Source organism: Curtobacterium sp. VKM Ac-2884 (assembly GCF_015350945.1).
Taxonomy (GTDB): Bacteria; Actinomycetota; Actinomycetes; order Actinomycetales; family Microbacteriaceae; genus Curtobacterium.
Map to the genome: position 1 here is coordinate 730,628 of NZ_JADKSA010000001.1, position 25,198 is coordinate 755,825.

29 protein-coding genes are annotated in these 25,198 nt (G+C 71.7%); 12 read left to right on the forward strand and 17 right to left on the reverse strand.

The window, feature by feature from the left end; genetic code table 11:
• Positions 1–220: 220 nt before the first annotated feature.
• The 4 genes from ITJ60_RS03555 to ITJ60_RS03570 are packed head-to-tail and all read right to left on the reverse strand — an operon-like array spanning position 221 to position 3,120.
• Positions 221–616, reverse strand: a complete 396-nt coding sequence (locus tag ITJ60_RS03555) for an ATP-dependent DNA ligase (protein ID WP_123291787.1) — start codon at positions 614–616, stop codon at positions 221–223.
• 8 nt (positions 617–624) lie between these two features.
• On the reverse strand, positions 625–1,821 hold the full coding sequence (locus ITJ60_RS03560) for an alpha/beta hydrolase family protein (RefSeq protein WP_194646941.1): 1,197 nt from the start codon (positions 1,819–1,821) through the stop codon (positions 625–627).
• Positions 1,822–1,825: 4 nt separating this feature from the next.
• Positions 1,826–2,731: a hypothetical protein gene (locus ITJ60_RS03565; RefSeq protein WP_194646942.1), complete on the reverse strand. Its 906-nt coding sequence runs from the start codon at positions 2,729–2,731 to the stop codon at positions 1,826–1,828.
• Positions 2,731–3,120: a hypothetical protein gene (locus ITJ60_RS03570; protein WP_123938427.1), complete on the reverse strand. Its 390-nt coding sequence runs from the start codon at positions 3,118–3,120 to the stop codon at positions 2,731–2,733. Before ITJ60_RS03570 ends, ITJ60_RS03565 begins: the two co-directional genes overlap by 1 nt.
• A 158-nt stretch (positions 3,121–3,278) precedes the next feature.
• Between ITJ60_RS03570 and ITJ60_RS03575 the strand changes: the two genes are divergently transcribed.
• Both ITJ60_RS03575 and ITJ60_RS03580 read left to right on the forward strand, forming a co-directional pair.
• The gene (locus ITJ60_RS03575; RefSeq protein WP_194646943.1) at positions 3,279–3,623 is read left to right on the forward strand and encodes an ArsR/SmtB family transcription factor; all 345 of its coding nucleotides are present in this window, start codon (positions 3,279–3,281) and stop codon (positions 3,621–3,623) included.
• Complete coding sequence (locus ITJ60_RS03580) at positions 3,623–4,606, forward strand: SRPBCC family protein (RefSeq protein ID WP_194646944.1); 984 nt, start codon at positions 3,623–3,625, stop codon at positions 4,604–4,606. The genes ITJ60_RS03575 and ITJ60_RS03580 overlap by 1 nt, the downstream gene beginning before the upstream one ends.
• 66 nt (positions 4,607–4,672) lie before the next feature.
• Here the strand turns inward: ITJ60_RS03580 and ITJ60_RS03585 are convergent, their stop codons facing one another.
• From ITJ60_RS03585 to mvk, 5 genes are read right to left on the reverse strand one after another with little or no spacing between them, the layout of a single operon-like run.
• Positions 4,673–5,824, reverse strand: coding sequence for a hydroxymethylglutaryl-CoA synthase (locus ITJ60_RS03585; protein WP_194646945.1), 1,152 nt, complete (start codon positions 5,822–5,824; stop codon positions 4,673–4,675).
• Positions 5,821–6,885: a hydroxymethylglutaryl-CoA reductase gene (locus ITJ60_RS03590; protein ID WP_123291780.1), complete on the reverse strand. Its 1,065-nt coding sequence runs from the start codon at positions 6,883–6,885 to the stop codon at positions 5,821–5,823. Before ITJ60_RS03590 ends, ITJ60_RS03585 begins: the two co-directional genes overlap by 4 nt.
• Positions 6,878–7,960: a phosphomevalonate kinase gene (locus tag ITJ60_RS03595; RefSeq protein ID WP_111084745.1), complete on the reverse strand. Its 1,083-nt coding sequence runs from the start codon at positions 7,958–7,960 to the stop codon at positions 6,878–6,880. Before ITJ60_RS03595 ends, ITJ60_RS03590 begins: the two co-directional genes overlap by 8 nt.
• The gene (gene mvaD / locus ITJ60_RS03600; RefSeq protein WP_228509698.1) at positions 7,957–8,982 is read right to left on the reverse strand and encodes a diphosphomevalonate decarboxylase; all 1,026 of its coding nucleotides are present in this window, start codon (positions 8,980–8,982) and stop codon (positions 7,957–7,959) included. The genes ITJ60_RS03595 and mvaD overlap by 4 nt, the downstream gene beginning before the upstream one ends.
• Positions 8,982–9,977 (reverse strand): mevalonate kinase, encoded by a 996-nt coding sequence (gene mvk, locus ITJ60_RS03605; RefSeq protein ID WP_194646947.1) that lies wholly within the window; start codon positions 9,975–9,977, stop codon positions 8,982–8,984. The genes mvaD and mvk overlap by 1 nt, the downstream gene beginning before the upstream one ends.
• A gap of 81 nt (positions 9,978–10,058) precedes the next feature.
• Here mvk and ITJ60_RS03610 point away from each other — a divergent pair, with 81 nt between their 5' ends.
• The 3 genes from ITJ60_RS03610 to ITJ60_RS03620 all read left to right on the forward strand — a co-directional run bounded on the left by ITJ60_RS03610 (position 10,059) and on the right by ITJ60_RS03620 (position 12,030).
• The gene (locus tag ITJ60_RS03610) at positions 10,059–10,514 is read left to right on the forward strand and encodes a MarR family winged helix-turn-helix transcriptional regulator (protein WP_194646948.1); all 456 of its coding nucleotides are present in this window, start codon (positions 10,059–10,061) and stop codon (positions 10,512–10,514) included.
• Positions 10,515–10,605: 91 nt separating this feature from the next.
• Positions 10,606–11,028, forward strand: a complete 423-nt coding sequence (locus tag ITJ60_RS03615) for an organic hydroperoxide resistance protein (protein ID WP_017885422.1) — start codon at positions 10,606–10,608, stop codon at positions 11,026–11,028.
• A gap of 27 nt (positions 11,029–11,055) precedes the next feature.
• Positions 11,056–12,030 carry a zinc-binding dehydrogenase gene (locus tag ITJ60_RS03620; protein ID WP_194647082.1) on the forward strand — a complete coding sequence of 325 codons (975 nt, stop codon included), beginning with the start codon at positions 11,056–11,058 and terminating at the stop codon, positions 12,028–12,030.
• Between the two features lie 91 nt (positions 12,031–12,121).
• Here the strand turns inward: ITJ60_RS03620 and ITJ60_RS03625 are convergent, their stop codons facing one another.
• The 4 genes from ITJ60_RS03625 to ITJ60_RS03640 all read right to left on the reverse strand — a co-directional run bounded on the left by ITJ60_RS03625 (position 12,122) and on the right by ITJ60_RS03640 (position 15,666).
• Positions 12,122–13,579, reverse strand: coding sequence for a sugar porter family MFS transporter (locus tag ITJ60_RS03625; RefSeq protein ID WP_194646949.1), 1,458 nt, complete (start codon positions 13,577–13,579; stop codon positions 12,122–12,124).
• Positions 13,580–13,737: 158 nt separating this feature from the next.
• Positions 13,738–14,271, reverse strand: coding sequence for a hypothetical protein (locus ITJ60_RS03630; protein ID WP_159573412.1), 534 nt, complete (start codon positions 14,269–14,271; stop codon positions 13,738–13,740).
• A gap of 40 nt (positions 14,272–14,311) precedes the next feature.
• Positions 14,312–15,115 carry a zeta toxin family protein gene (locus tag ITJ60_RS03635; RefSeq protein ID WP_123338485.1) on the reverse strand — a complete coding sequence of 268 codons (804 nt, stop codon included), beginning with the start codon at positions 15,113–15,115 and terminating at the stop codon, positions 14,312–14,314.
• Complete coding sequence (locus ITJ60_RS03640) at positions 15,112–15,666, reverse strand: hypothetical protein (protein WP_194646950.1); 555 nt, start codon at positions 15,664–15,666, stop codon at positions 15,112–15,114. The genes ITJ60_RS03635 and ITJ60_RS03640 overlap by 4 nt, the downstream gene beginning before the upstream one ends.
• A 140-nt stretch (positions 15,667–15,806) precedes the next feature.
• Between ITJ60_RS03640 and ITJ60_RS03645 the strand changes: the two genes are divergently transcribed.
• Positions 15,807–16,709, forward strand: a complete 903-nt coding sequence (locus ITJ60_RS03645; protein WP_194646951.1) for a LysM peptidoglycan-binding domain-containing protein — start codon at positions 15,807–15,809, stop codon at positions 16,707–16,709.
• A gap of 184 nt (positions 16,710–16,893) precedes the next feature.
• Here ITJ60_RS03645 and pgi read toward each other — a convergent pair whose 3' ends face one another.
• The 4 genes from pgi to ITJ60_RS03665 all read right to left on the reverse strand — a co-directional run bounded on the left by pgi (position 16,894) and on the right by ITJ60_RS03665 (position 21,561).
• Positions 16,894–18,615, reverse strand: a complete 1,722-nt coding sequence (pgi, locus tag ITJ60_RS03650) for a glucose-6-phosphate isomerase (RefSeq protein WP_194646952.1) — start codon at positions 18,613–18,615, stop codon at positions 16,894–16,896.
• A gap of 167 nt (positions 18,616–18,782) precedes the next feature.
• On the reverse strand, positions 18,783–21,020 hold the full coding sequence (locus ITJ60_RS03655; protein ID WP_323749087.1) for a heavy metal translocating P-type ATPase: 2,238 nt from the start codon (positions 21,018–21,020) through the stop codon (positions 18,783–18,785).
• Positions 21,017–21,235, reverse strand: coding sequence for a heavy-metal-associated domain-containing protein (locus ITJ60_RS03660; protein ID WP_323749088.1), 219 nt, complete (start codon positions 21,233–21,235; stop codon positions 21,017–21,019). The genes ITJ60_RS03655 and ITJ60_RS03660 overlap by 4 nt, the downstream gene beginning before the upstream one ends.
• Positions 21,236–21,270: 35 nt before the next feature.
• A complete protein-coding gene (locus ITJ60_RS03665) occupies positions 21,271–21,561 on the reverse strand; it encodes a metal-sensitive transcriptional regulator (RefSeq protein ID WP_194646953.1) in 291 nt (96 codons plus the stop codon).
• A 114-nt stretch (positions 21,562–21,675) separates the two neighbouring features.
• Between ITJ60_RS03665 and ITJ60_RS03670 the strand changes: the two genes are divergently transcribed.
• From ITJ60_RS03670 to ITJ60_RS03695, 6 genes are all read left to right on the forward strand, one after another.
• On the forward strand, positions 21,676–22,884 hold the full coding sequence (locus ITJ60_RS03670; protein ID WP_194646954.1) for an AraC family transcriptional regulator: 1,209 nt from the start codon (positions 21,676–21,678) through the stop codon (positions 22,882–22,884).
• A gap of 162 nt (positions 22,885–23,046) precedes the next feature.
• Positions 23,047–23,520, forward strand: a complete 474-nt coding sequence (locus ITJ60_RS03675; RefSeq protein WP_194646955.1) for an Asp23/Gls24 family envelope stress response protein — start codon at positions 23,047–23,049, stop codon at positions 23,518–23,520.
• Positions 23,517–23,708, forward strand: coding sequence for a DUF2273 domain-containing protein (locus ITJ60_RS03680; RefSeq protein ID WP_123291766.1), 192 nt, complete (start codon positions 23,517–23,519; stop codon positions 23,706–23,708). The genes ITJ60_RS03675 and ITJ60_RS03680 overlap by 4 nt, the downstream gene beginning before the upstream one ends.
• A complete protein-coding gene (locus tag ITJ60_RS03685) occupies positions 23,705–24,022 on the forward strand; it encodes a hypothetical protein (protein WP_123291765.1) in 318 nt (105 codons plus the stop codon). The genes ITJ60_RS03680 and ITJ60_RS03685 overlap by 4 nt, the downstream gene beginning before the upstream one ends.
• A 9-nt stretch (positions 24,023–24,031) precedes the next feature.
• Positions 24,032–24,607 carry a DUF6286 domain-containing protein gene (locus ITJ60_RS03690; protein ID WP_123673696.1) on the forward strand — a complete coding sequence of 192 codons (576 nt, stop codon included), beginning with the start codon at positions 24,032–24,034 and terminating at the stop codon, positions 24,605–24,607.
• Positions 24,604–25,167, forward strand: coding sequence for a hypothetical protein (locus ITJ60_RS03695; protein ID WP_123339563.1), 564 nt, complete (start codon positions 24,604–24,606; stop codon positions 25,165–25,167). The genes ITJ60_RS03690 and ITJ60_RS03695 overlap by 4 nt, the downstream gene beginning before the upstream one ends.
• Positions 25,168–25,198: the final 31 nt, after the last annotated feature.

Consider the following 25,198-nt stretch of genomic DNA (forward strand, 5'->3'; position numbering starts at 1 on the left):
GACGAGTCTCCTGATCCGGGACTCCCGTCGTGCTCGCCACTCGATCGCCGATGGTTGGTCGGCGCCGGGCGCGCACTGCGTCACGGTCATTCGGGTCCCCCTCCTGCCGCGGTTCATTGCCGTCACCGGCTCCCTGGATGCCGGCCCGAAGGGACGACTCTGATCCGCGGTACAGAAACGCTACGACGATCAGCGGATCTTCGGAACCCGTTGACGGGAATCACTCAGCCGTGCTACCGCTCGGTGTCCCCGAAGCGTCGTCGGCGTCCCCCGGCGCGACCGCTCGCGACCACGCCGAGTCGGCCGCCGTGCTCGTGTCCGGCGGCTCCGGCGTCAGGACGAGCCCGGAGCCGGACGTGGCCGAGGCGTAGAGGTCCTCGAGCCAGCTGCGGTTGATCGACGGCACCCGGCTGCCGGAGAACTTGAAGTGCAGGCCGACGTTGGGGTTCAACCAGATCGTGCTCCGGCCGTTGCCGTGGACGACGTCGTCCTTCCACGAGAACGCGAACCGGTGATCACGCCGGAGCATGTTCACGATCACGATCTGCAGGTGTGTCATGGCACGGTCGTCGATGCGGAGGTCGAGCGGCTGGCCGTCGTAGATGAGCTGACCCATGGCCCCTTCTACTCCATGGTGCCGGTGTGGTCGAGCGATCTCGCCCAGGTCGCGATCGTGGTGTCGAACCAGACGGCGTCGACGTTCCGCTCCCAGGCGTGCTCGGCGGGCTCGCTGACCGCCAACGTCACGGTGTCGGGGTGCGCATCGGCGAACTCCTGGCTGACGGCGAACGGCACGGTGGTGTCCCCCGACGAGTGGATGAGCAGGGTCGGCGGCAGGCTCCGCGGCGCGTGCAACCAGGAGAGCGCGCGGACGTCCACGGGCGAGCGGAGCCCGACGAGGCGGCACACGAGCGGCAGCGCCATCGCCCGGAGCGCGGCACCGACGACGAACCCGGGGAGCCCGGCGCGACCGGCCTGGGAGCGCACCGTCGTCGCCCAGTCGAGCGCCGGCGAGACGAGGACCAGTCCGACGAACCGGTCGCGGTGCACCGACCGTGCGAGCAGCTCGTGGGTGATCGTCGCGCCCATCGACCACCCCACGATGACGAGCCGTTCGGCCCCGTTCGCGACGGCGTGGTCGAGTGCGGCCTCGACGTCGGGCCACTCGCGGGCGCCGAGGTGCGAGGCGCGGCCCTGCCAGGGCGCTTCGCCGTCGCCGCGGAACGACGGGACGATCGAGGTCCAGCCGGCCTCGAGCGCCGCCGGCACGGTGCGGAGCGCCGTCACGCGGGTGGTGCGGATGCCGTGCACGTGCACGGCCCAGGTCGCGGCGGGCGCGTCGGCGGCGGCCGGCGGGTCGGCGGCGGGCGCGGATGCGGGCGCGAGTGGCGCGGGCACGGGGCCGCCTGGTCGGATGACCCACGCCGGCGCCGGGCCCACGGGCGTCGGCAGGTCGACCTCCGTCCAGTCGACGTCCATCGCGGCGGGGTCCGGGTGCACGTGCCCGCTCCACCGCACCCGGGTCGACACGTCGCCCGTCGTCCGGACCACCGCGCGCCGCACGGTGCCGGCGGCCTCGTCGACGTCGAGCACCGGTCCGACCGTGGTGTGCCCGGTGCCGTCGTGCCACAGGCCGTACTCCCCCGGGCGGACGGTGTCGTCGGTGATCGGGAGCCGGATCGAGTCGTCGGTCGTCTCGAGCACCGGGGTCCAGCGGTCGCCGCCGGGCAGCACGATCTTGCCGACGACCTTCCGCACCACGAGCAGGAACGCCGCCGCCAGCACGACGAGCACGCCGAGCACCCACCAGACGATCGTCATCGCATCAGCCTCCGAGACTGCGGGTCAGGGTCAGTTCCGCCGAGCGCACCTGGGCGAGCTCGGCGTCGTCGAGGGTGCGGCCCTGCACCTCTGCGTCGCGGATCGCGATGACGAGGTCGTAGGTCCGCGCCTGCACGTCGCCGTCCCGTTCGACGGCACGCAGCTCGTGGCGCCGGGCGATGCGGCGGAGTCGTCGGTGGTGCCGACGGCACGTCACGTCCCGCCACCACCGGCGGAAGGTGAGGGACGCCATCGCGACGACGATGAGGACGATGCCCAGGTAGAACGGCGGGTCGAAGCCCAGGCGGAGTCCGTCGCGCAGCGGGACGGGGAACCACCCGAAGTGGTCGGCGGTGAGGGAGAGGAGTTCGTCGATGCTCGCGATGACCACGAGCGAGAGCCCCACCCGGAAGACCACGAGCGCGACCGGGTTCCGCAGCACGCCGTACCGGAGCGTCGCGGCGGCGATCACACCGACACCGACCATGTAGACCGACCCGTAGAGCCACATCGCCGGCTGGTGGATCTCCCGCACGATGAAGTGGAAGTCGGTGCCGCCCCGGTCGCGCACGGCGAAGAACGGGACGGCGAAGGCCACCACCACCACGAGGAGCGCGAGCGGGCTCGCCAGCCCCGGCCGCTTCGGCAGGTCGGACGTGCTCGCCCGGAGCATCAGCCAGAAGGCCGCCGTGGCACACACGTTCTGCACCAGGTTGATGAGGTTCGTGCCCCCGAGGGCGCCGTCGAGCACGGTCTGCGGCACGACGCTGCCGAGCGTCAGCAGCCCGAGCGCGCCGACGCCGGTCGCACCCCAGGCTGCGCGGCCACGTGGGTTCCGCAGCACGTAGGGCGTGCGGGCGAGGAAGATCAGCGCCGCGCACCAGAAGGCGGCGGCGTGCAGGACGGCCATCAGCCGTAGGCCCGCTCGTCCGCGCTCGCGCTGCCGGCGAGCAGCACGGTCGCCAGCTCGTACGCGAACCGCTCGGCGAAGTGCTCGTCATCGTCCGAGATGCTCACCAGTCCGGTGTCGCCGTCGAGGGCGCGGCGGCACACGTGCCCGCCCGAGGCGAACTCGGCGATCGAGGTGGTGGTCGGGGCGCCGGCGTCACCGTGCACGAGGTGTCCGAGCTCGTGCAGGACGCAGTGCATCCGGTACAGCTCAGGAGCGCCAGCCGGCACCAGGACGAGGTTCTCGTGCTCGAACTGCGACACCAACGCGGTGAGCGGTCCCCAGCTCGGACCGTCGACGTCGACCACGCGGGTCGGTTTGCCGACGAACCGCCCGACCCCGGCGACCACGTCCGGGAGCCTCGGCGACGGAGGAAGGGTCGCGACGAGGGCACTGACGGTGTCCGACGCGCTCGAGCCCACTGGCATCGCCCCTTTCGATCTCCGCGGACAGACTACCTGCACGTCCCCCTTGCGCACGAGGGTGGACAGTCGTAACGTACAACCAAATGGTTGTACGAATTGCACTGTCCGACGCCGAGGTCGACCGGGTGTTCCACGCACTGGCCGACGCGACCCGTCGTGACATCGTCCGACGCACGCTCGTCGGGTCCTCGTCCGTCAGTGACCTGGCGGACGCGTACTCGATGTCGTTCGCCGCCGTCCAGAAGCACGTCGCCGTCCTCGAAGGAGCCGGACTCGTGAGCAAGGAAGCACGCGGCCGCACCCGCATCGTGCGCGCCGAACCGGGGCAGCTCGCCCGGGTCCGCGACCTGCTCGACGCCTACGGCGACCTCTGGCGGGGCCGGATCGACCGCCTCGACACCCTGCTCGACACCGACAAGGAGCAATGATGCCCACCACGTCCGTCCACACCGATCCCGAGGCCCTCGCGCTGACGCTCGTCGCCGAGTTCCCCGTCCCGGTCGAGCGCCTCTGGGGCGCCTTTGCCGATCCCCGTCAGCTCGAACGCTTCTGGGGTCCGCCCGGCTTCCCCGCCACCTTCACGTCGTTCGACCTGCGGCTCGGCGGCCGCGCCGACTACCGGATGACGTCACCACAGGGCGAGCGGTTCCACGCGGTCTGGCAGGTCACCGCGGTCGACGAGCCACACCGCATCGTGTTCCGCGACCTCTTCACCGACGCCGACGGCGAGGTCGACGACGGGTTGCCGACCAGCGAGACCGTCTTGTCGTTCGAGACCGTCGGAACCGGGTCGCGTGTGACCGTCCAGTCGTCGTTCGGGTCCACCGCCGACCTCGAGACCATGGTGGACATGGGCATGGTCGAGGGCTACGAGCAGGCCTTCGGACAGCTCGACGCCGTCCTCGCCGACCTGCGCGAGTACGCCCTGGGCAACGGCACCGTCACCGAGCTCGTCGACGACACCCACGTCCGCATCACGCGGGCCTTCGCAGCACCACGCCACCTGCTGTGGCGGGCGCACACCGAGCCCGAGCTCGTCCGGCAGTGGTTGCTCGGACCGGACGGGTGGGAGATGACGGTGTACGAGAACGACCTGACGCCGGGTGGCACGTTCCGGCAGGCGTGGGCGCCGACGGGTGACACCGAGGGCGAGCCGTTCGGCTTCGAGGGCGAGAACCTCGTCGTGGAACCGGAGCGGCGGATGGTGTCCACCGAGCGGATGACCGGTGCGCCGTTCCCGCCGAACACGAACGACCTGCAGTTCGACGAGGCCGACGGCGTCACCCTCCTGACGCTGCGCATCACCTACCCCGACCGGACGCAGCGGGACATGATCCTGGCCACCGGCATGACCGACGGCATGGAGACCAGCTACCAGCGTCTGGAACGCGAGGTCCTGTCCGCCACGTGACCAGCGGACGGACGGGAGGCCCGTGGCGGGGCCGCCACGGGCCTCCCGTCCGTCACGCGGTGCGTCTCAGGACGCCTCGTAGTGGCGCGCGCCGCCGCGCACCCCGGCGAAGCGGTACGGCCCCGCCGTGACGCGCGGACGCTCGACGTCGTCGCTCGTCGCGGCGCCGGTCGCGTGCAGCTCGCGGTACGCGTCCACGGTCAGCGGAACGCGGGCCGAGAGCAGCTGCCGGACGCGGCCGACTCGACGGTGCTCACGGTAGGACGGCTGCACGATGCCGGTGAGGAGCTCGCCGACGCTGCCCGAGCCGTAGCTGAACAGGGCGATGCGCTCACCCGCCAGGTCCTCGTCGAGGTCGAGGAGCGCGGCGAGCCCGATCCAGAGCGACGCCGTGTACGTGTTGCCGGTCTGCTTGTTGTACGTGAATCCGACGAACAGCTCCGACTCGTCGAACGGCACGCCCACGTGCTGCGTCAGCTTCCGGTGGGCCTTGAGCGCCATCTTCGTGAACGGCTGGTGGTGGACGAAGCGCACGATGTCCTCGTACGCCGGTCCGCCTTGCTCGGCGAGGTCGTCCCACGCGCCCACGAAGGCGTCGACGTAGGCGCTGACGGACAGGCGGCCGTCGACCAGTGCGGTGGAGCGGTCGTTCGGGCGCCAGAAGTCGTCGACGTCCGCGGTGAAGACGCCGGCGGCCGGCTCGATCTCGATCAGGTCGGGGTCGGCGGACACCAGGATCGCGGCCGCACCGGCACCCTGGGTGGGCTCGGCGGCGGTGTCGACGTCGTAGCGGGCGACGTCGGCGGCGATGACGAGCACGCGCTCGTGCGGTGCCCGGGCGATGATGCCGAGGGCGAGCTGCACGGCGGCCATCCCGCCGTAGCAGGCCTGCTTCAGCTCGACGACGCGGACGTTCTTCGGCAGGCCGAGCAGGCCGTGCACGAAGACGCCGGCGGCCTTGGACTGGTCGACGCCGGACTCGGTGGCGAACAGCACGGTTCGGATGCCGTCGACACCGTGGCGGTCGATGACCTCCTTGGCCGCGGCGGCCCCCATCGTGACGATGTCCTCGTCCGGGGCGGGCACGCTGAAGGCGTCCTGGCCGATGCCGACGTGGTACTTCGCCGGGTCGACGCCGAGGCGCTCGGCCAGGTCGTCGAGCTCGAGCACGTGGTGCCCGGTCGCGATGGCGATGTCGTGGATGCCGATGCGCGTCATGCTGCGCCTCCGGCCGGCTTCGTGCCCCGTCGCTCCATGGCGACGTGGGCGGCCATCAGCTCACCCGGGTTCGTCTGGGCGGCGAGGAGCGAGAGCTCCCCGCACAGCACCGTGGCGGCACACAGGGCGGCGAGACGACGGGCGTTCGCACCGGGCTCGCGGTCCTCGCGGCAGCCGAGGCGCACGAGGGCGTCCTCGACGACGGGCAGGTCCCCGCCCTTGCCGTTGCCGACCGTGCCGACGATCAGGTGCGGCAGCGAGGTGGCGAAGTACAGGTCGCCGTCGCGGTTCTCGGCACTCGTGATGCCCTGCGAGCCCTCGACGATGTTCGCGGCGTCCTGCCCGGTGGCCAGGTAGAAGCCGAGCAGCATGTTCGCGTAGTGCGCGTTCGCGGAGCGGAGCGCCCCGGCGATGGTCGAGCCGATGAGGTTCTTCGCGATGTTCAGTTCGACGATGCGTTCGGTGCTCGACCGCAGGCGCTTCTCGACGATCTCGCCGGGGATCACGATCTCGGCGATGGTGTTGCGGCCACGACCACGGATGCCGTTCACTGCGCTGGCCTTCTTGTCGGTGCAGAAGTTGCCCGACACGGACACGTAGCGCAGGCCCGGCTGCCACGCCAGGATCGCGGGCAGGAGCTTGTCCGCCGCCTGCGTGACCATGTTGTGGCCAGAGGCGTCACCGGTCGTGAACGCGAACCGCAGGAACAGCAGGTCACCGACGATCTCGGGGTGCACCTCGATGAGCTTCGCGAACCGGCTCTGCCCGGCGACCAGCGCCTCGAGCTCGTCCTGTCGCGCGAGGATCTGCCCCGCGGCGACGTGCGCCGCCGCGGCACTGGCTGCTCTGACGACGACCGAGCGGGTCATGCGCTCGTCGACGACGGTCGCGACGATGCCGTCGTCGACCATGCGCGAGATCCGGGCGCCGCGGCCGACGGACGGCCAGAGCGGCGACTCGTACGTGGCGAGCGGGACCTCGTGCTCGCCCTGGACCGCGTTGCCGCTGATGCGGATCGGTCCGACCCACTTGGTCGGGATCGGCGTGAGCAGGTCACTCATCGAGGGCTCCTTCTGGTGCTCGCACCGCGACGCTGAGGTGTCTGATGTCGTGCGCCTCCCAGGCGCGGTGGATGCCGGCGGGGTCGATGTCCGCGGGGACGAGTGCGATGCCGCAGTCGCCGCCGCCGGCGCCGGACGGCTTCGCCGCTCCGCCAGCCGCCTCGACGACGTCGCACAGGGTCGCGAGGCGTTCGGTCTCGATCTTCGACCCGACCGAGTCGCCGAGGCGCTGCATCAGCACCCGGGCACGTCGGAGCGCGTCGAGCGTCTGCTCTGCGTCGCCGGTCTGGAGGCCCGTGGTCAGGTCGTCGACACAGCTGCGGCTCTCGTCGAGGAACGCCTGGTACCCGCCGTTGCGGTGCCGACGCACCACACCGACGAGCTTCGTGGTCGAGGCCGGCGAGCCGGTCCAGCCGACCAGGAGCTGCAGGTTCTCGGGGGCCGGCAGCCGCTGGACGTCGAAGCCCGCCCACGCGTCGGCGTCGGTGAGGATGTCGGACACGCGGCGTTCGTCGACGAACGAGGCGAGGTGGTCGCGGTCCGGGGCGCTGTAGCGCAGCCACCCACCGAAGGTGCTCGCGGCGAGGTCCCCGCCGGATGCCCGCGGGTTCACCCGGATGGTGGCGAGCAGGGCGACCTGGAAGCGCTGCCGCTGCGTCAGGCCGATCCCGTAGAAGCGGTCGAGGGCACCGACGGTCGCGACGGTCACCGCCGCCGAGGATCCGAGCCCGAACTTCCGGCCGCTGGCGTCGTCGAGCTGGCTCTCGATCCGCAGGTCGTGGAAGCGCGGGGCGATCCCCCGCTCGGCGCGGAGCTTCTCGACGAGGTCGATCGTCGCCATCACGTAGTCGTAGGGGTGGTGCTCGCGGTCCAGGGCGAGGCCGTCCTCGTCGCGCGTCCACGTCAGCGGCAGGTGGCCGTACTCCTCCGAGTGCACGCTGCCCGCACCGTGCGCCTCGGACACGCGTGCCGTGATGGCGCGGTCGAGGGCGATGAGGACGGACGGCTGGCCGGGCTCGACGACGGCGTACTCGCCGGCGACGAACAGCTTGCCGTGGGCGCGGAACTCGATCACTGCACGGACTCCTTCTGGTCGGGGCTGTCGCTCGCTGCGGCGACCCCGATCTCTTCGGAGCGGAGCACCCGAGCGGCAGGTCCGGTGCCGGACTCGATGACGTCGCCGAAGGACGCCAGCGCGGTGGCCACGGCGGAGCGGTCCTCGGGCCGGCAGAGCACGACCACGTTCGGGCCGGCGTCGGCGGTGGCGTAGGCCTCGAGCCCGGCGGCGCGGAGTTCGCCCACGGCGTCGAACACGGCGACGCTGCGCGCGTTGAGGTAGCGGATGGGCGGGAAGGCGCCCTCGATCGTGGCGTGCATGCGCAGCGCGTTGCTCTCGGTGATCTCGCCGATGCGCGTGAAGTCGCCGGCTGCGCAGGCGTCGAGCATGTCGCCGACGGTCTCGGTGGTCGACGTGACCCACGCCGGGTAGAACGGCGACGTCGCGATGGTGCGCCGCATCGCCTCGCGCGAACCGATGGGCTTCGGTCCGGCGTCGATCGTCACGACCACCATGGCCATCGGCGGTGCCGGGATCGGCTCGGCGAAGGACCCCTGGTCGTCGCCGGCGTGCCACACGGCGACGCCGCCGGGGATCGACCGCGTCGCGGACCCCGAACCGCGTCGGGCCAGGCGGGAGAGGTCGCGCGGGGAAAGGTCGAGGCCGTACGCCGCCGAGGCCGCGGTGGCGAGCGCCGCGAACCCCGACGCGCTCGAGGCGAGTCCGGCACCGGTCGGCACGGTGTTCTCGGACACGACGGACGCGCGGGCGTCGCTGCCGGCGAGCTCCCGCACGAGGTCGAGGAACTGCTGCACGCGCACCAGGGCGCCGTCCTCGACGACGTGACCGTTCAGCGTGAACCGGTCACGCGCCTCCTGGACGTCGCCGGAGCCGCCGTCCACCGTGACGGTGGTCGTCGTGGGGAACACGTCGAGGCCCATGGAGACGCTGCCCGTGGCGGGCAGCGCGAGCTGCGCGTCCGCCTTGCCCCAGTACTTGACGAGGGCGATGTTGGGGTGCGCGACGGCGGTGGCGGTCATCAAGCGCGGGCTCCGATCGTGGTGGTCCAGGTGGCTGCGGCCCCTGCGCCGCGGAGTGCGGCCGCGATGCGGTCCGCGTGGTCGTCGTCCGCGGCGAGTGCGAGCACGCACCCGCCCCGCCCGCCGCCGGTCAGCTTCGCGCCGAGGGCGTCCGCAGCACGTGCGGCGTCGACGAGCCCGTCCAGGTCGGCACTCGACACGTCGAGTGCGCTGAGCAGGTCGTGCGCGGCGTCCATCGTGGCACCGAGCCCCTGTGCGTCGCCAGCCTCGAGTGTCCCCCGCGCCCGGCGTGCGAGCGCGCCGATCCGGTCGATGACCGCGTCGACGGCGACCGGGTCCTGGTCGTGCCGTTCCCGCACGGCCGCGACCGCCTGCCGGGTGTGGCCGGGGACACCGGTGTCGGCGACGACGAAGGTGAAGCGGGCCCCGAGGGCGACGGGCTCGATGCGGCCCCCCTCGAACCAGACCGGCACCGCGGCGACGACACCGCGGGCGTCGAGTCCCGACGGACGGCCGTGGGCGACCCGCTCGCACTCCTGGATGAGGTCGTGGTGGGTCTCGGCGTCGAGGGTCTCGCCGAGGGCGTCCGCGACGGCTGCCGTCACGGCGGCGGCGACCGCTGCGCTCGACCCCATGCCCCGGGCGGTCGGGACCTCGCTGTCGACCCGGACGTGGAAGTGCCGGTCGGTCACCCCGAAGTGCCGCAGGGTCGCGGTGACGGCGGTGACGGTCGGCATCACGGCGGCGGGCGCGAGGTCGAGGGGACCGGTGTGCACCGTGGACTCGAGGGTGTGCCCGACGACCGTGCCGGTGGCCTCGTCGACGCCGGCGGTGACGGGGCTCACGGTCGCGACGACCCGGGCGTCGAGCACCGGCAGGACGAGTGCGGGTGCGCCGTAGACCACGGCGTGCTCACCGATCAAGATCGTCTTGCCGTGGGACGACGCGGTCCCGGAGCCGGGGGTCGTGGTGGAGTCGAGGTCGCTGCTGGTCATCGTGGGTCACGTCAGCCTAACCGTCCGGGCCGGAGCACGTGTTGGGTTGTGCACAACCGAGTTGCGTGCGATCCTGGTGACATGCCCGTGACCGACGAGATGGTGTGCTTCTCCCTCTACGCAGCGAGCCGCGCGACCACGCAGGCGTACCGCTCGCTGCTCGAACCCTGGGGACTGACCTACCCGCAGTACCTGGTGCTCGTGACCCTGTGGATCGAGGGCGACCAGACCGTCTCGAGCCTCGGTGACCACCTGCAGCTCGACTCCGGCACCCTGTCGCCCCTGCTCCGCCGCATGGAGCAGTCCGAGCTGGTCCGCCGCGAACGCCGCAGCGCCGACGAGCGCGTCGTGACGATCACGCTCGGCGACCGCGGCCGCACCATCCGCGCCGACCTCGCACACATCCCGGCGACGATCGCCGCCGGCATGGGGCTCCCCGACGAGCAGGCCGCCACGGAGCTCATCGCGACCCTGCACCGGCTGACCGAGACGATGCACGCTGCGGCCACGAACGCACCGGCTCGAGACTCGGCCTGAGCGACACTTCTCGCCGCGCAGCGCCCGAGATCTGTCGGCCAGCCCGAGTCTCGGGCCAGGCCGCCACTGACCCCACGAAGGAAGGAACACCATGGAAGCCCTCTACACCGCCGAGGCCCTGGCCACCGGCGAAGGCCGCAACGGCCACGTCGCCACGAGCGACGGCACGGTCGAGTTCGACCTCGCCATCCCCAAGGAGATGGGTGGCTCCGGCAACGGCGCGAACCCCGAGCAGCTCTTCGCCGCCGGGTACGCCGCCTGCTTCCACTCCGCCCTGCAGGGCGTCGCCCGCAGCCAGAAGGTGAAGATCACCGACTCGTCCGTCGGCGGCCGCGTCCAGATCGGCCCGAACGGCAACGGCGGCTACCAGCTCGCCGTCATGCTCGAGGTCGTCATCCCCGGCCTGGAGCACGACCAGGCCCAGGCACTCGCCGACGCAGCCCACCAGGTCTGCCCGTACTCGAACGCGACCCGCGGCAACATCGACGTCACCATCGTCGTCTCGGAGGACTGACCCATGAGCACCACCACCCCCACCACCATGCGCGCCGTCGTCCACGAGACCTTCGCCGAGCCCGCCGAGGTCCTCGGCGTCCAGGAGCGCCCGGTCCCCACGCCCGGCGCCGGCGAGGTCCTCGTCCGCACGGTCCTCTCCCCCATCCACAACCACGACCTGTGGACCGTCCGCGGCACCTACGGCTTCAAGCCCGAGCTGCCCGCCGCCTCGGGCACCGAGGCGCTCGGCGTCGTCGAGGCCCTGGGCGAGGGCGTCACGAACCTGACGGTCGGCCAGCGCGTCGCCGGCGGTGCGTTCGGCGTCTGGGCCGAGTACTACACCGCGAACGCCGCCGGGCTCGTGCCGGTGCCGGACGCCATGACCGACGAGGCCGCAGCACAGCTCGTCTCGATGCCGTTCAGCGCCATCAGCCTGCTGCACTCGCTCGACCTGCACGAGGGCGACTGGCTCATCCAGAACGCCGCCAACGGTGCCGTCGGGCGCATGGTCGCCCAGCTCGGCGCGGCCCGCGGCATCAACGTCATCGGCCTGGTGCGCCGCGCCGCCGGTGTCGAGGAGCTGCGCGAGCAGGGCGTCGAGCGCATCGTCGCCACCGACGCGGACGACTGGAAGGACCAGGTCGCCGCGATCACCGGAGGCGCCCCGATCGTCGCCGGTGTCGAGTCCGTCGGTGGCAAGGCCGCCGGCGACATCGCCAGCGTCCTGGGCGAGAACGCCGCCCTCGTCGTCTTCGGCGCGATGGCCTCGCCCACGCTCGAGATCCCGTCCGGCAAGGTCATCTTCGGCCAGCTCACCGTGAAGGGCTTCTGGGGCAGCGTCGTCAGCAAGACGATGCCGGCCGAGACGAAGGGCCAGCTCTTCGGCGAGCTCATCACACGCGTGCTGGACGGCTCGCTGACGCTCCCCGTCGCGGAGACCTTCGCGTTCGAGGACGTCCGCGACGCCGTGCGTGCCTCGGACACCGCCGGCCGCGTCGGCAAGGTGCTCCTGCGCCCGTAGCGGGACCAGCGGACGGACGGAAGGCCCGGTGCCAGCTGGCACCGGGCCTCCCGTCCGTCTGCACGCGCGATCACCGCGCCACGCGCGTGACCTAGCCGCGCGACGCCTTCTGCGGGACCGTGAAGATGTTGCCGGTGGTGACGCCTTCTTCCACCTCTTCGAGGGTGCGGCCGCGGCTCTCCGGCACGAACTTCCAGATGAAGAGCAGCGCGAGCAGACCGACGATGCCGAAGCCGAAGAACGTCCCGGTGATGCCGGTGGCGGCGACGATGGTCGGGAAGTAGAGCCCGAGGAACGCGTTGGCGATCCAGAGGCAGAACACCGAGATGCCCATGCCGAGCGCGCGGATCTGGGTCGGGAAGATCTCCGACAGCACCACCCACACGGCGATGTTGAGGAAGGTCTGCATCGAGCCGACGAACGCGACGACGAGGAACAGGATCACCCACGGACGAGCCGGGTTGCCCTCGGGCAGTGCGACCGAGGCGATGCCGATCAGGAAGTGGCAGACCGTCGTGAGCGAGAACCCGATGATCAGGGTGGTGCGGCGGTTGATCTTCTCCATGTTGTACAGCGCGATGACGCCACCGACCACGGCGATCACGCCGGGGGCGATGTTCGCGATGAGGGCTGCCGACGCCTGGAACCCGGACTCGATGAGGACGGTCTGGCCGTAGTACATGATCGAGTTGATGCCGGTGAGCTGCTGGGCGACGCCGAGCCCGGCACCGATGAGCACGATGCGGATGAGCCACTTGTTGCCACGCAGCGTCTGCCACCCGCTGACGCGCTCGGCCTTCGCCTCGAGGTCGTTGCTCCGCTTGATGTCGTCGAGTTCGGCGGTCGCACGCTCCGTGGTGCGGACCTGCTGCAGGACGGACAGCGCTTCGTCGTAGCGCCCCTTGGACGCGAGCCAGCGCGGCGACTCCGGCACCCGGAGCATGCCGACGAAGAGTGCGATGGCAGGAAGCGCACAGACGGCCAGCATGACGCGCCAGACGCCGTTGCCCTCACCCCACAGGTTGCCGATGATGGCGTTGACCACGAACGCGGCGAGCTGCCCGATCACGATCATGAGCTCGTTGCGGCCGGACAGCGAACCCCGGATCTCGTACGGCGCGAGTTCGGCGAGGAACACCGGGACGACGGTCGATGCACCACCCACCGCGAGGCCGAGGAGGACACGGCCCACGACGATGACGCCGAACGTCGGTGCGAAGACGCAGATGAGGGTGCCGAGGAAGAACGTCACGGCGAGGGCGATGATCGTCTTGCGACGCCCCCAGCCGTCGGCGATGCGGCCGCCGAGCATGGCACCGATCGCGGCGCCGAACAACAGGGAGCTGGTGACGACGCCCTCGGTGAAGTTCGTGAGGCCGAGTTCGGCCTTCATCGGGTTCAGGGCACCGTTGATGACACCGGTGTCGTACCCGAAGAGCAGCCCGCCGAACGTGGCGACCAGGGCCAGGACGCCGAGGCGTCGGCGGTGCGGTCCGGTCCCGATCGGGGGCAGTGCGACAGTCGGGGCTGTCGGCTTGATGTCGACCATTCGGTGACTCCTTCGTCGGTGATCGCGCTTCAGTGCGTGCACCGATGGTAACCCGAATCCATGTCCTGTCAATTGGACATTCTGTCGTCAGGACGATTGGATCGGTCCACATAACGCCTGGTCAGAGCGGGAGCGCTCCAACGCACTCCGGGTGAGCATCAGGACCCGTCGGGCTCCGGGCTGTCCCCCAGCACGTCGCCGAGCGACGCCATGTCCGCGCCGTGGTCGGTGTAGCGCCGGACGGTCCGTCGAGCAGCTGCGCTCGCGGCACCGGACAGCGCCGGGTTGCGTCGCGCGGCGTCGGCCACCCGGCCCGCGTGCCCCGCCGTCGAGAGCAGCACGTTCGCCAGTGCTCGGGCGTCACCGCGCTCGGGCACCCCGGTGACCGTCCACGCCGTGCGCACCTGGGCGTCCGGCGTCACACCGCGGCGGGTGCCCATGCGGTGCCAGTCGGACAGCACGCCCTCGGTCCGGGAGGCCGCCCGGTCGGCCTCGCCCGCTCGACGGCGCGCGGCGTCACGCGCGTCGGATTCGCTCGCGCCCTCGACCGTGTCGTACCGGTCGGTGAGGCCGTCGGCCCGGCGCCGGACACTCTCCGCCCGTTCACGAGCAGCGCCGTCGTCACCGCCTTCTTCTGCGATGCGGGCGGCGTGCGCGGCGGCAGCCGCGGCGAGGATCTCCGAACGCTCCATGGCCTCGACGGTAGCCGTTCCGACCGACACCGGCGACCGCTCAGACGATCGACACGTCCCAGCCGAGGTCGGCGGCCCGGTCACCGAGGACCCGGGCGTTCGCGCCGCACACCGACTCGGTCGATCCGGTCGGGTAGTAGCGACGGATGGCTGCTTCCGGGACGAACCGACCACCGAGCGGATCCGTGGCGGCATCACGCACGCTCCACCACCGATCGGTCGCCTGGGCGATCGCCGTCTCGAGCGGGACCTCCACGGTGACGATGCGCAGCTTCTCGTACCCGGCGTCGTCGAGCTCGGCGAGGAGGTCGTCGAGGTAGTCCACGCTCGACAGGGTGCCGTGCACGACGACGTTCTCGCCGTTGCGGAGGGCGCGGCGGCGCAGCGTGTCGGCCACGGTGGTCGACTCGGCGTGCACGAACCCGGCGATCTCACGCAGCTGCACCGGCCGGTCGTCGGCCAGGCGGCGAGCCGTCCACCGGTCCACCAGACCGTCCGCCTGTGCGCGCAGGAGCAGCGGGTCCTTGAACTCGTCGGCGTCGATCGACCGGTACCCGCACAGCTCCGGCATCCGCTCCAGGGCGGTCGACTTCCCCGACCCCGGCGGACCGGCCGTCACGACCACGGCGAGCGAGCCGTCGGTGACCGGCGACGGGGTCAGCGCGCGGTGCTCCTCGAGCACGGACTCGTGGAACCGCAGACGACTCGCCTCGTACAGGAAGCCGTCCGGCGCGTAGATCGTCCTGGTGCTCGCGCCCGCCGTGTCCGACCAGGGGTTGTCGAGCGAGTCGGCCCGGAGCGCTCGGCCCAGCTCGACGGCCACCCGGTCGCGGAGCTCCGTCACCGGGTGCGCTTGCGGGTCTGCCGTTCGGCGATCGCCCGGCGGACGGTCTCGTACTCGACCTCGGACAGGAGGCCGTCCTGGAACGCCGCCGCGAGTTCCTTGGTGGTGCCGGTGGCCGAGGCGGCACCGTCGAACGCCGCACCACGCTTCGGGGTGCGGTGCGTCAACGCCATCGACGACAGCTCGCGCAGCATCGTCTCCGAGTCGATCTGGCCGCCCTCGCGCCGGGAGATGACCTCACGCGGAGACGGCCGCTTGGTGGTCAGGGTTCGACGGGAGAGCCGCCGCGAGACCTCGGGCTGGGAGATCCCGGCGAGCTTCGCGATCTCGCGCTGCGGGACGCCGAGGTCGGCGAGCTTGAAGATCCCGCGCCGCAGTTCCATCTCGGCGTGGTGTTGCTGCTCACGACTGTGCAGGACGTGCTCGACCGCCGCACGGACGGTCGCGGGCGCACTGTCGGTCCGACCGGCCAACGCTCGCACGACGGCTTCCATGTCGGGCCGACGGGGGTCCGACCCACCGCGTCGCCCGGGGATTACCCTGACGCCCATGACCACCTGCTCTCGTTGATACCGATGGTATCACTCGTCGTGGACGACCGAGGATCCGCGGTACGTCCGCAGACACACGGCGGGAGCACGGCGTTCGCCCCGGGGGCACCGCGCGGTTAGCATCGAGCTGAGGGGGAATCATGAACCGAACGCTCGCGATCGGGGTCGTCGTCGCGGCCACCGTGGCACTGTCGGGGTGCTCGCTGCTGCGCGGGTCGGACCGAGCCCTTCCCGCCCCGTCCACCCCGGCGACGACGCCGAGCTCGTCGGCCACCCCGACGCCGACGCTCGGCGCCGACCCGGAGGGTGACCTCCTCGAGTCGTCGGCGCACCCCCGCACGCCGACCCCGGAACCGACCGAGTCGGCGGCTCCGGCTCCGACGCTGACGCCGATCCCCGCCGGGACCGTCCTCGCCCAGGGTGACGTCGCGTCGCCGAAGGGCAGCGTGCACTTCCGGTTCCGCGTGGTCGCGGTCGGCGACGACACGTTCACCGCGCAGTACTCCGGCTTCACCTCGACCCTGCCGGTGCCGGTCGGGGTCGGCCTGTTCGACCTGCCGCGCGCGGTCGGCGACGGCCTGACCTACCCCGGCGTCGGCGACCGGACGCTCGGTGGGCCGACCAGCACGGCGACCGCGGTGGACGTCCCACTGAGCGGCTCCGGCGTCGACCCGTCGCACCTCACCACGCTCGTGACCTACTCCGCGGCGGCTCCGGGGCAGGAGGTCCCGGTCGAGATCGGGGCCGGCAAGGTGCTCGCGGTGACCACCGTGCGGTGGTCCGTCCCGGCGCGGCAGACGAACGTGCACCCGAAGGACGCCGGTGCCCGGGCGAACGCGACCGGTCCGGTCACCGCGACGACGACCGGCGGGGCGCCGCGGTCGTACACGGTGGCGCCGGGCGACCTCATCGGGGACGTCGCCGCGCGGTTCGGCATCAGCGTGCGGGCGCTCGTCTGGCTCAACGCGGGCGTGCAGGTGTTCGGGACGGACCAGCACCTCTACGAGGGAACGACGCTCAACCTCGACCCGCTCGCTCGCTGACCGCGGCGGTGACCCCTCTGCGAAAGCGACACTCTTCCGCGGAACATCGGCGCACATCTGTCGCCTTCGCGGGCCTGACGGCGCTCCGTCGGGCGCAACTGTCGCTTTGGCAGCGACCGGCAGACGGACGGGAGGCCCGTGGCGGATCCGCCACGGGCCTCCCGTCCGTCAGGTGGGCACCTCGCTACTTGCGCAGCTCCAGGTACTTCGCGATGAGCGCCTTGGTCGAGGCGTCCTGCGCGTCGAGCGCGGCCTGGTCGCCCTCGACGGCGGGCGTGACCTGCAGCGCCAGCTGCTTGCCGAGCTCCACGCCCCACTGGTCGAACGAGTCGATGCCCCAGATCGTGCCCTCGGTGAACACGATGTGCTCGTAGAGCGCGATGAGCTGACCGAGCACGCTCGGGGTGAGCTCCGGCGCCAGGATCGACGTCGTCGGCTTGTTGCCCGGGAAGGTGCGCGCCGCGACGATGCCGGCGTCGGTGGTGCCCTCGGCCCGGACCTCGTCGGCGCTCTTGCCGAACGCCAGCGCCTTGGTCTGCGCGAAGAAGTTCGCCAGGAACAGCGTGTGCACGTCGGTGCCGGGTGCGACGCCCTTGCCGTCGCCCGTCTCGTCCTTGAGCGGACGGGCCGGGTTCGCGACCGTGATGAAGTCGGCCGGGATCAGGCGGGTGCCCTGGTGGATGAGCTGGTAGAACGCGTGCTGGCCGTTCGTGCCGGGCTCGCCCCAGAAGACCTCGCCGGTCTCGGTGGTGACGGGCGAGCCGTCCCAGCGGACGCGCTTGCCGTTCGACTCCATGGTGAGCTGCTGCAGGTACGCGGCGAAGCGGTGCAGGTACTGCGTGTACGGCAGGACCGCGTGGCTCTGCGCACCGAGGAAGTTCGTGTACCAGACGTTGAGCAGGCCCATCAGGACCGGGACGTTCTGCTCGAGCGGCGTGGTGCGGACGTGCTCGTCGATGGCGTGGAAGCCGGCGAGGAACTGCTCCCAGTTCTCCTGGCCGATCGCGACGATGACGCTCGTGCCGATCGCGGAGTCGACGGAGTAGCGGCCGCCCACCCAGTCCCAGAACCCGAAGGCGTTCTCGGGGTCGATGCCGAAGGCCTCGACCTTGTCGAGCGCAGTGGAGACGGCGACGAAGTGCTTCGCGACGGCGTTTTTCTTCTCGTCGTCACCGGCGTCGGTCAGGCCGAGCCGCTCCCACAGCCACTGGCGTGCGAGGCGCGCGTTCGTCAGGGTCTCGAGGGTGCCGAAGGTCTTCGACGCGACGATGAACAGCGTGGTCTCGGGGTCGAGGTCCACGGTCTTCTCGTAGATGTCCGCGGGGTCGATGTTCGACACGAAGCGGGCTTCGAGCCCGGCCTGCACGTACGGCTTGAGTGCTTCGTAGACCATGACGGGGCCGAGGTCGGACCCACCGATGCCGATGTTGACGACGGTCTCGATGCGCTTGCCGGTGACACCGGTCCACGAGCCGTCACGCACCTGCGACGCGAACGCGTAGACCTTGTCGAGCGTGGCGTGCACGTCGGCGTCGACGTCCTGGCCGTCGACGGTCAGCGGCGCCGCCGGGACGAGCCCCTCGGTCGCCTTCGGACGGCGGAGCGCGGTGTGCAGGACGGCGCGGTCCTCGGTGACGTTGATGTGCTCGCCGGAGAGCATCGCCTGGAAGCGCTCGGCGACGCCGGTGTCCTTCGCGACCTGCAGCAGGGCGGCGAGGATGTCCTCGGTGACGAGGCCCTTCGACAGGTCCACGGTCAGGTCGGCTGCCTGGAACGTGTACTGCTCGGCACGGCCGGGGTCGCTGTCGAACCACCCGCGCAGGTCAGGGGTGAAGTCGGCAGCGATGCTGTCGAGCTTCTTCCAGCCTTCGGTCGATGTGGGGTCGACGGGAGCGGATTCGGTCACTTCGGTCCTCCTGGGATCACGTTCGAGACGTACAGCCCGCAGGTCACCGCACCAGTGCGTCGCGGACCGTCTTCGAGCGTAGTGCCGTCGGCACCGTCGCGCGCACCGCCGGACGGGAGGCACGGGGCGCGTTCGCTGCGCGCGTCACGTCCGGCGGGTGGTCGACCTCAGGGCCGGGGTGCGAAACGCCGCAGCCGCAGGCTGTTCGTCACGACGAACACCGACGAGAACGCCATGGCGGCGCCGGCGAGCACCGGGTTGAGCAGCCCCGCCATCGCGAGCGGGATCGCCGCCACGTTGTACGCGAACGCCCAGAACAGGTTGCCCTTGATGATGCCGAGCGTGGCGCGCGACAGTCGGACGGCATCGGCGACGACGGTGAGCCGACCGCTCACGACCGTGATGTCACTGGCCGCGATCGCGGCGTCGGTGCCGGCCCCCATCGCGATGCCGAGGTCGGCCGCGGCGAGCGCCGCAGCGTCGTTGACGCCGTCACCGACCATGGCCACGCTCCGTCCTTGGGCCTGCATGCCCCGGACGGCGTCGAGCTTGCCGGCCGGGGTCGCGCGGGCGTGCACCTCGTCGATGCCGACCCGTGCGGCGACGGCCCGTGCGGCGCCGTCGTTGTCGCCGGTGAGCAGGACGGGGTGCAGGCCGAGCGCCACGAAGCGCGCGACCGCGTCGGCTGCCTCGGGCTTCACGGTGTCGCCGACGACCACGACGCCCAGCACGCGGCCGTTCCGCGCGACGACGACCGCGGTGCCCCCGTCGGCCTCGGCGGCGGTGACCGCGGCCGAGGCCTCGTCGGGCACCACGACCGCCCAGGACGCTGCGAGCCAGCGGGTCCCGCCGACGAGCACGACGTCGCCGTCCACGACGGCCTGCACGCCGGCGCCGGGGGTGGAGTCGAACTGCTCGGCGGTCGGGACGTCGAGCTGCCGGGCCGTCGCGGCCAGCACGACCGCTCGTGCCACGGGGTGTTCCGATCCGTGCTCGACGGCGGCGGCCAGTCGGAGCACGGCGTCCGCGTCGAGGGCCGCGTCCGTCGAGGTCACGGCGCGCAGGGTCATCTCGCCGGTGGTGACGGTGCCGGTCTTGTCGAGCACGACGGTGTCGACGCCACGGGTCCGTTCGAGCACCTGCGGGCCGCCGATCAGGATGCCGAGCTGGGACCCGCGGCCGGTCCCGACGAGCAGGGCGGTCGGTGTCGCGAGCCCGAGGGCGCACGGGCAGGCGATGATGAGCGTGGCGACGGCGGCGGTGAACGCTGCCGTGACCGAACCGCCGAGCACGAGCCAGCCGACGAACGCCAGCACGGCGAGCCCGATGACGATCGGCACGAAGACGCCGGAGACCCGGTCGGCCAGGCGTTGGACGTCGGCCTTGCCGGTCTGCGCGTCCTCGACGAGCCGTCCCATCCGGGCGAGCTCGGTGTCGGCGCCGACGCGGGTGACGGCGACCACGAGCTGGCCGCCGACGTTGATCGTCGCGCCGGTCACCCGGTCGCCCGGTCCGACCTCGACCGGGACGGATTCGCCGGTGACCATGCTGCGGTCCACGGCCGAGGACCCGTCCTGCACGAGGCCGTCGCTGGGGATCCGCTCCCCTGGCCGCACGACGACGACGTCCCCGACGACGAGCGCCGACGCGGCGACCCGCTGCTCGACGCCGTCGCGCAGCACCGTGGCCTCCTTCGCGCCGAGTTCGAGCAGGGCGCGGAGTGCCGCCCCGGACTGCTTCTTGGCGCGGGCCTCCATGTACCGGCCGGCCAGGATGAACACCGTCACGGCCGCGGCGACCTCGAGGTACAGGTCGGTCGCCTCGGGGTCGGTCGCGATCCACGAGAACGTCATGTGCATGCCGGTGGTGCCGGCGTCGCCGAAGAAGAGGGCGTAGAGGGACCAGCCGAAGGCCGCCAGCACACCCACACTGACCAGGGTGTCCATGGTCGCGGCACCGTGTCGGGCGTTCACCCACGCGGCGCGGTGGAACGGGAGCGCACCCCACACCGCGACGGGCGCGGCGAGCGTCAGCGCGAGCCACTGCCAGTTCGGGAACTGCAGGACCGGCACCATCGAGAGCAGGACGACCGGCACGGCCAGGACCGTCGACACGACGAGTCGTCGGCGCAGCGCACCGGCCGGGTCGTCGGCGTCGTCGTCCGGCTCCGTCGTGTCGGCCGGCGGCGCGGGGACGGTCGCACCGTAGCCCGCGGACTCGACGGCGGCGATGAGGGCAGCGGGGTCGGCGGGGCCGTCCGCGGCGACCTGCACCTGTGCCTTCTCGGTGGCGTAGTTGACGGTGGCGGTGACCCCGGGGAGCTTGCCGAGCTTCCGTTCGATGCGGTTCGCGCACGAGGCGCAGGTCATGCCCGTGATGTCGAGCTCGACGATGTCGTCCGTCACGACGGCACGACCTCGTACCCCGCCTCGGCGACCGCACCGCGGAGGGCACCGGCGTCGACGGGTGCGTCCGAGGTGACGGTCACCGACGAGGCACCGCCGGGGACGAGCGCGACAGCGACGTCGGACACCCCCTCGATTTCGGTGAGTTCCTCGGTCACGCTCAGCACGCAGTGCTCGCAGGTCATGCCCTCGACGAGCAGCAGTTCGGTGGTCACGGTGTCTCCTCCTGTGGTTCGGGTGCGGGCGGCGGTCACGAGCGCACGAGCCGGGCGATGGCCTGGCTCGCTTCGCGGACCTTCTCGTCCGCGGCGTCGCCGCCCTCGGCGACCGCCTCGGCGACGCAGTGCTTGAGGTGGTCCGCGAGCAGCGACAGCGCCACGCGTTCGAGCGCCCGGTTCGCCGCCGAGATCTGGGTGAGGACGTCGATGCAGTACGTCTCGTCCTCGACCATGCGGGCGATGCCGCGTACCTGGCCCTCGGCGCGACGGAGCCGCTTGAGCAGGTCGTCCTTGTCGCCGATGTACCCGACGTGTTCGTGCATGGTGGCCTCCACGGTCCTCAATACGGTACCCCCCTAGGGTATTCCCTCCGATCGACCCGCGGACACGAACGAGGGTATTCACCTCGCCGTGCCGTCGATGTCATGATTTCGACCATGACCGATCCGGCGACGAACGGCTTCCGCAGACTGCGGTTCGCCGACGGCGACGGTTCCGACTACTCCGACATCTTCGAGGCGGAGTACCACGGGTCCGACTTCGCCTCGGAGACGTACGCGACGAACGACACCCGCTACGAGTACACCGTGGTGGGCGACGACGACCTGACGCTGCGGACCATGCGCGCCGAGGGTGGGCGACGCGGCGGGGTGATCGGGGCGCGGGAGGACCACGTGGTCTTCTGGCTCACCAGGGGCCGACTCGAGATGCACTTCCCCGACCGCACGCGCGTGGTCGAGCCGGGCAGCCCGTACATCGCGAGTGCGTCCGAGGCGTACCGCTTCGAGTCGGACGGCACCGTCTACAACGGGGTGCACATCGCCGACTCGTTCCTGCGGACCGTGGGGCGCGACCTCGGCTACCGACTGCCGGACGGCCCGCTGCTGTTCGAGCAGCAGGACGAGGTCATCGCCCGCCGCGAACCCCTGCGCCACCTGATCGGGGAGCTCGGCCCGGCACTCGTGGACGACCGCGTGGTCGGTCCGATGCGGACGGCCCTGAACCGTCGCCTGGCGATCGTCGTGCTCGACACCTTCCCGATCCGCAACCGCGGCGACGACGTCCCCGTCGCGAACCGCCTGCGCGACGCGATCCGCTACGTCGAGCAGCACGCCGCCGAACGTCCGGCGGTGTCGGACATCGCCGCGGCGTGCGGGCTCAGCCAGCGGGGACTGCAGGACGTGTTCGCCCGCACCCTCGACTCCACGCCGCACCGGTTCCTGCGCGAGCACCGGCTCGACCGTGCCCGGAGTGAGCTCCTGCGCGCGGGCGACGACCGGGCCCCCGGTGCGGACGGGGTCGCCGTGGTCGCGCGCCGGTGGGGCTTCACCAACCCGGGCCGGTTCGCCACCGCCTACCGCGAGCGGTTCGGCGAGGACCCCGCCACCACGCTCCGCACGTCGCTGTCCGCACGCCCCGACAGCGGTCGGTCGTCGTGGCGCGTCCGCCGCGCGGTCGCGTTCATCGAGGAGCACACCGACGAGGACCTCTCCCTGCAGGACATCGCCGACGCCGCCGGGGTCCTGCCGCGACGCCTGCAGCAGCTCTTCCGGGCCGAGCGGGGCGAGTCCCCGATGGCGTGCGCCCGGGCGATCCGCGCCGCTGCAGAACGCAACGCGGCGGACGGAACACGCGAAACCGCCTGAGCGGACGGCCAGGGGGTACAGCCACATCCCCGTGTTTCCGGGGATTCCTGGATTTCCGCCGAATCCGAAAAGTCATGTGTGACGAATCTCTGGTGCAGCCCGTCTCATCCGTGAACAGCAACCGCTGGGAACGCCCGGCGGGTCACTCGGAAGGAACGAACCATGGCTGACTCCATCACCACCACCCCGGCAACCACCGCTGCGGCCCGTGCCACCTCGCACGCCGGCTCGAACAGCGGCGTCACCGGCAAGACCGTCATCGACGACACCGTCGTGTCGAAGGTCGCCGGCATCGCGGCCCGCGAGGTCAACGGCGTGCACTCGCTCGGCGGCGGCGCTGCCCGTGCGATCGGCGCCCTCCGCGACGCGATCGGCCAGCGCGACTTCGGTCAGGGCGTCAAGGTCGAGGTCGGCGAGAAGCAGGTCGCCGCGGACATCGTCATCGTCGCCGAGTACCCGGTGTCGCTCCAGCAGGTCGCCGACGGCGTCCGCAGCAGCGTCGCACGTGCCCTCGAGCAGATCGTCGGCATGGAGGTCGCCGAGGTCAACGTGACCGTCCAGGACGTCTTCATCCCGGGTGACGACGACGACAACGACAACGACAACGACGAGAAGAAGGAAGCGCGAGTCGCATGAGCAACACACTGATCGGTGCCCTCATCGGCGCCGTCCTCGCAGTCGTCGCACTGCAGTTCGGGTTCTGGGGCTTCGTCCTGGTCATCGTCTTCGGTGCGATCGGGGCCCTCGTGGCCGCCCTCGCCACCGGCAAGATCGACCGTGGCGCCCTGACCGACGTGCTCACCGGGCGCCGGAGCTCCCGGTGAACGCCGGCCCGGACGTCGTCCCGGGCCGCGTCGAGATCACCGCTCGTGCACTGACCTCGCTGGCGCGGGCCGTCGCAGCCGAACGGCTCGGCGCCCCCGCCAAGCGGGTCAGGGTCGGTCTCGGAGACGCGGCCGGAGCGATGGCCCTCGACGTCACCGGCCCGATCGCCGCGGGCGACGACCTCGTCGCCCGTTCGGCCCAGGTCGCCGACGAGGTCAAGCGCCGCGTGAGCGAACTCACCGGCCGACGCGTCGGCAGTGCCCACATCGAACTCACCGGGATCGTGCGCGAGCGCGAGTCCCGAACCCGGTAGGAGACCATCATGAGCAACGGTTCCGTCGAACGACGCATCCGTCGTCGGAGCGTGCACCGCTCCCGCTCGACCGCAGTGGCGGTGGCGCTGGTGGTCCTCGCACTGGTCGCCGCGTGGATCGGCACGGAGTCGGTCCTGCGGGCGATCGGGCGGCCTCCGCTCCTCGCCGACCCGCAGACCGCCGTCGACGCCGCACTGCAGCCCGACGCCGCGTTCGTCACGATCGCCGAGGTCATCGCCGTCGTGCTCGTGGTCCTGGGCATCGTGCTGATCGTCCTGGCCCTGAAGCCGGGTCGCCAGCACCGCTCGGTCGTCCAGCACGACCGTGGTGCCGTCGTCATCGACACCCGCATCGTCGCCTCCACGGCGGCCAACGCCGCCGGCACGGCAGCAGGGGTCCCCGAGGGCAACGCCTCGGCCACCGCCCGCGGTCGGCGCACCGACGTCCGGATCGTGCCCGTCACCGGCATCCCGGTCGACGAGCAGGCCGTGCAGGCAGCTGTCCGCGACCGCCTCAGTGGTCTCGACGAACGATTCGGCCGGAACATCCGCGTCCGCGTCGACGAGAAGGGGACCCTCGCATGACCAAGAGCAACCGGACCATGAACCGGATCATCCTCTTCGTCCTCGGCCTCGTCGCCGTCGTCGTCGGTCTCACGATCGGCGCGGGCGTGGTGCCCGCCGTGCAGGACGCGATCAAGCCCACCATCGACCTGCCGAGCAGCCTGGACGTCCCCGCGTCCTCGCTCTGGATCGTCGCCGCCGCCTGCGCCGTCGTGATCGTGCTCGCCCTGGTCTGGGTGTTCACCCGTGGCGGGGGCGGCACGTCCGTCGCCGTCCGCGAGCGCTCGGGCGAGGACGCCGTCACGGTGAACGTCGCACTCGTCCGCGACGTCGTCGAGCACGAGCTCGCCGGTGTCCGCGACGTCGTCGGCTCCCGCGTCGACACCTACCTGGTGCGCAAGCAGCGTGCCGCTCGCATCCGCGTCGCGGTCCGCCGCGGCGGGGACGCCGTCTCCGTGCTCGACGCCGTCGACCGCGCCGTCGCGGTCCTCGACCGCACGCTCGGCCGCGAGGTGCCCGTCCTGGTCCACCTGACCGGTGGGACCCGTTCGGCGCTCGCGAAGTCGACCCGCGTCCACTGACACCCGTCAGCCGGACGCGACCCCGGGCCTC

What these genes read in the sequence shown, in the direction of transcription:
- ITJ60_RS03555 (WP_123291787.1), bottom strand. Translation starts at nt 616, where the DNA reads ATGGGTCAGCTCATCTACGACGGCCAGCCGCTCGACCTCCGCATCGAC.
- ITJ60_RS03560 (WP_194646941.1), bottom strand. Translation starts at nt 1,821, where the DNA reads ATGACGATCGTCTGGTGGGTGCTCGGCGTGCTCGTCGTGCTGGCGGCG.
- ITJ60_RS03565 (WP_194646942.1), bottom strand. Translation starts at nt 2,731, where the DNA reads ATGGCCGTCCTGCACGCCGCCGCCTTCTGGTGCGCGGCGCTGATCTTC.
- ITJ60_RS03575 (WP_194646943.1), top strand. Translation starts at nt 3,279, where the DNA reads ATGGTTGTACGAATTGCACTGTCCGACGCCGAGGTCGACCGGGTGTTC.
- ITJ60_RS03580 (WP_194646944.1), top strand. Translation starts at nt 3,623, where the DNA reads ATGCCCACCACGTCCGTCCACACCGATCCCGAGGCCCTCGCGCTGACG.
- ITJ60_RS03585 (WP_194646945.1), bottom strand. Translation starts at nt 5,824, where the DNA reads ATGACGCGCATCGGCATCCACGACATCGCCATCGCGACCGGGCACCAC.
- ITJ60_RS03590 (WP_123291780.1), bottom strand. Translation starts at nt 6,885, where the DNA reads ATGAGTGACCTGCTCACGCCGATCCCGACCAAGTGGGTCGGACCGATC.
- mvaD (WP_228509698.1), bottom strand. Translation starts at nt 8,982, where the DNA reads ATGACCGCCACCGCCGTCGCGCACCCCAACATCGCCCTCGTCAAGTAC.
- mvk (WP_194646947.1), bottom strand. Translation starts at nt 9,977, where the DNA reads ATGACCAGCAGCGACCTCGACTCCACCACGACCCCCGGCTCCGGGACC.
- ITJ60_RS03610 (WP_194646948.1), top strand. Translation starts at nt 10,059, where the DNA reads ATGCCCGTGACCGACGAGATGGTGTGCTTCTCCCTCTACGCAGCGAGC.
- ITJ60_RS03615 (WP_017885422.1), top strand. Translation starts at nt 10,606, where the DNA reads ATGGAAGCCCTCTACACCGCCGAGGCCCTGGCCACCGGCGAAGGCCGC.
- ITJ60_RS03620 (WP_194647082.1), top strand. Translation starts at nt 11,056, where the DNA reads ATGCGCGCCGTCGTCCACGAGACCTTCGCCGAGCCCGCCGAGGTCCTC.
- ITJ60_RS03625 (WP_194646949.1), bottom strand. Translation starts at nt 13,579, where the DNA reads ATGGTCGACATCAAGCCGACAGCCCCGACTGTCGCACTGCCCCCGATC.
- ITJ60_RS03630 (WP_159573412.1), bottom strand. Translation starts at nt 14,271, where the DNA reads ATGGAGCGTTCGGAGATCCTCGCCGCGGCTGCCGCCGCGCACGCCGCC.
- ITJ60_RS03640 (WP_194646950.1), bottom strand. Translation starts at nt 15,666, where the DNA reads ATGGGCGTCAGGGTAATCCCCGGGCGACGCGGTGGGTCGGACCCCCGT.
- ITJ60_RS03645 (WP_194646951.1), top strand. Translation starts at nt 15,807, where the DNA reads ATGAACCGAACGCTCGCGATCGGGGTCGTCGTCGCGGCCACCGTGGCA.
- ITJ60_RS03665 (WP_194646953.1), bottom strand. Translation starts at nt 21,561, where the DNA reads ATGCACGAACACGTCGGGTACATCGGCGACAAGGACGACCTGCTCAAG.
- ITJ60_RS03670 (WP_194646954.1), top strand. Translation starts at nt 21,676, where the DNA reads ATGACCGATCCGGCGACGAACGGCTTCCGCAGACTGCGGTTCGCCGAC.
- ITJ60_RS03675 (WP_194646955.1), top strand. Translation starts at nt 23,047, where the DNA reads ATGGCTGACTCCATCACCACCACCCCGGCAACCACCGCTGCGGCCCGT.
- ITJ60_RS03680 (WP_123291766.1), top strand. Translation starts at nt 23,517, where the DNA reads ATGAGCAACACACTGATCGGTGCCCTCATCGGCGCCGTCCTCGCAGTC.
- ITJ60_RS03690 (WP_123673696.1), top strand. Translation starts at nt 24,032, where the DNA reads ATGAGCAACGGTTCCGTCGAACGACGCATCCGTCGTCGGAGCGTGCAC.
- ITJ60_RS03695 (WP_123339563.1), top strand. Translation starts at nt 24,604, where the DNA reads ATGACCAAGAGCAACCGGACCATGAACCGGATCATCCTCTTCGTCCTC.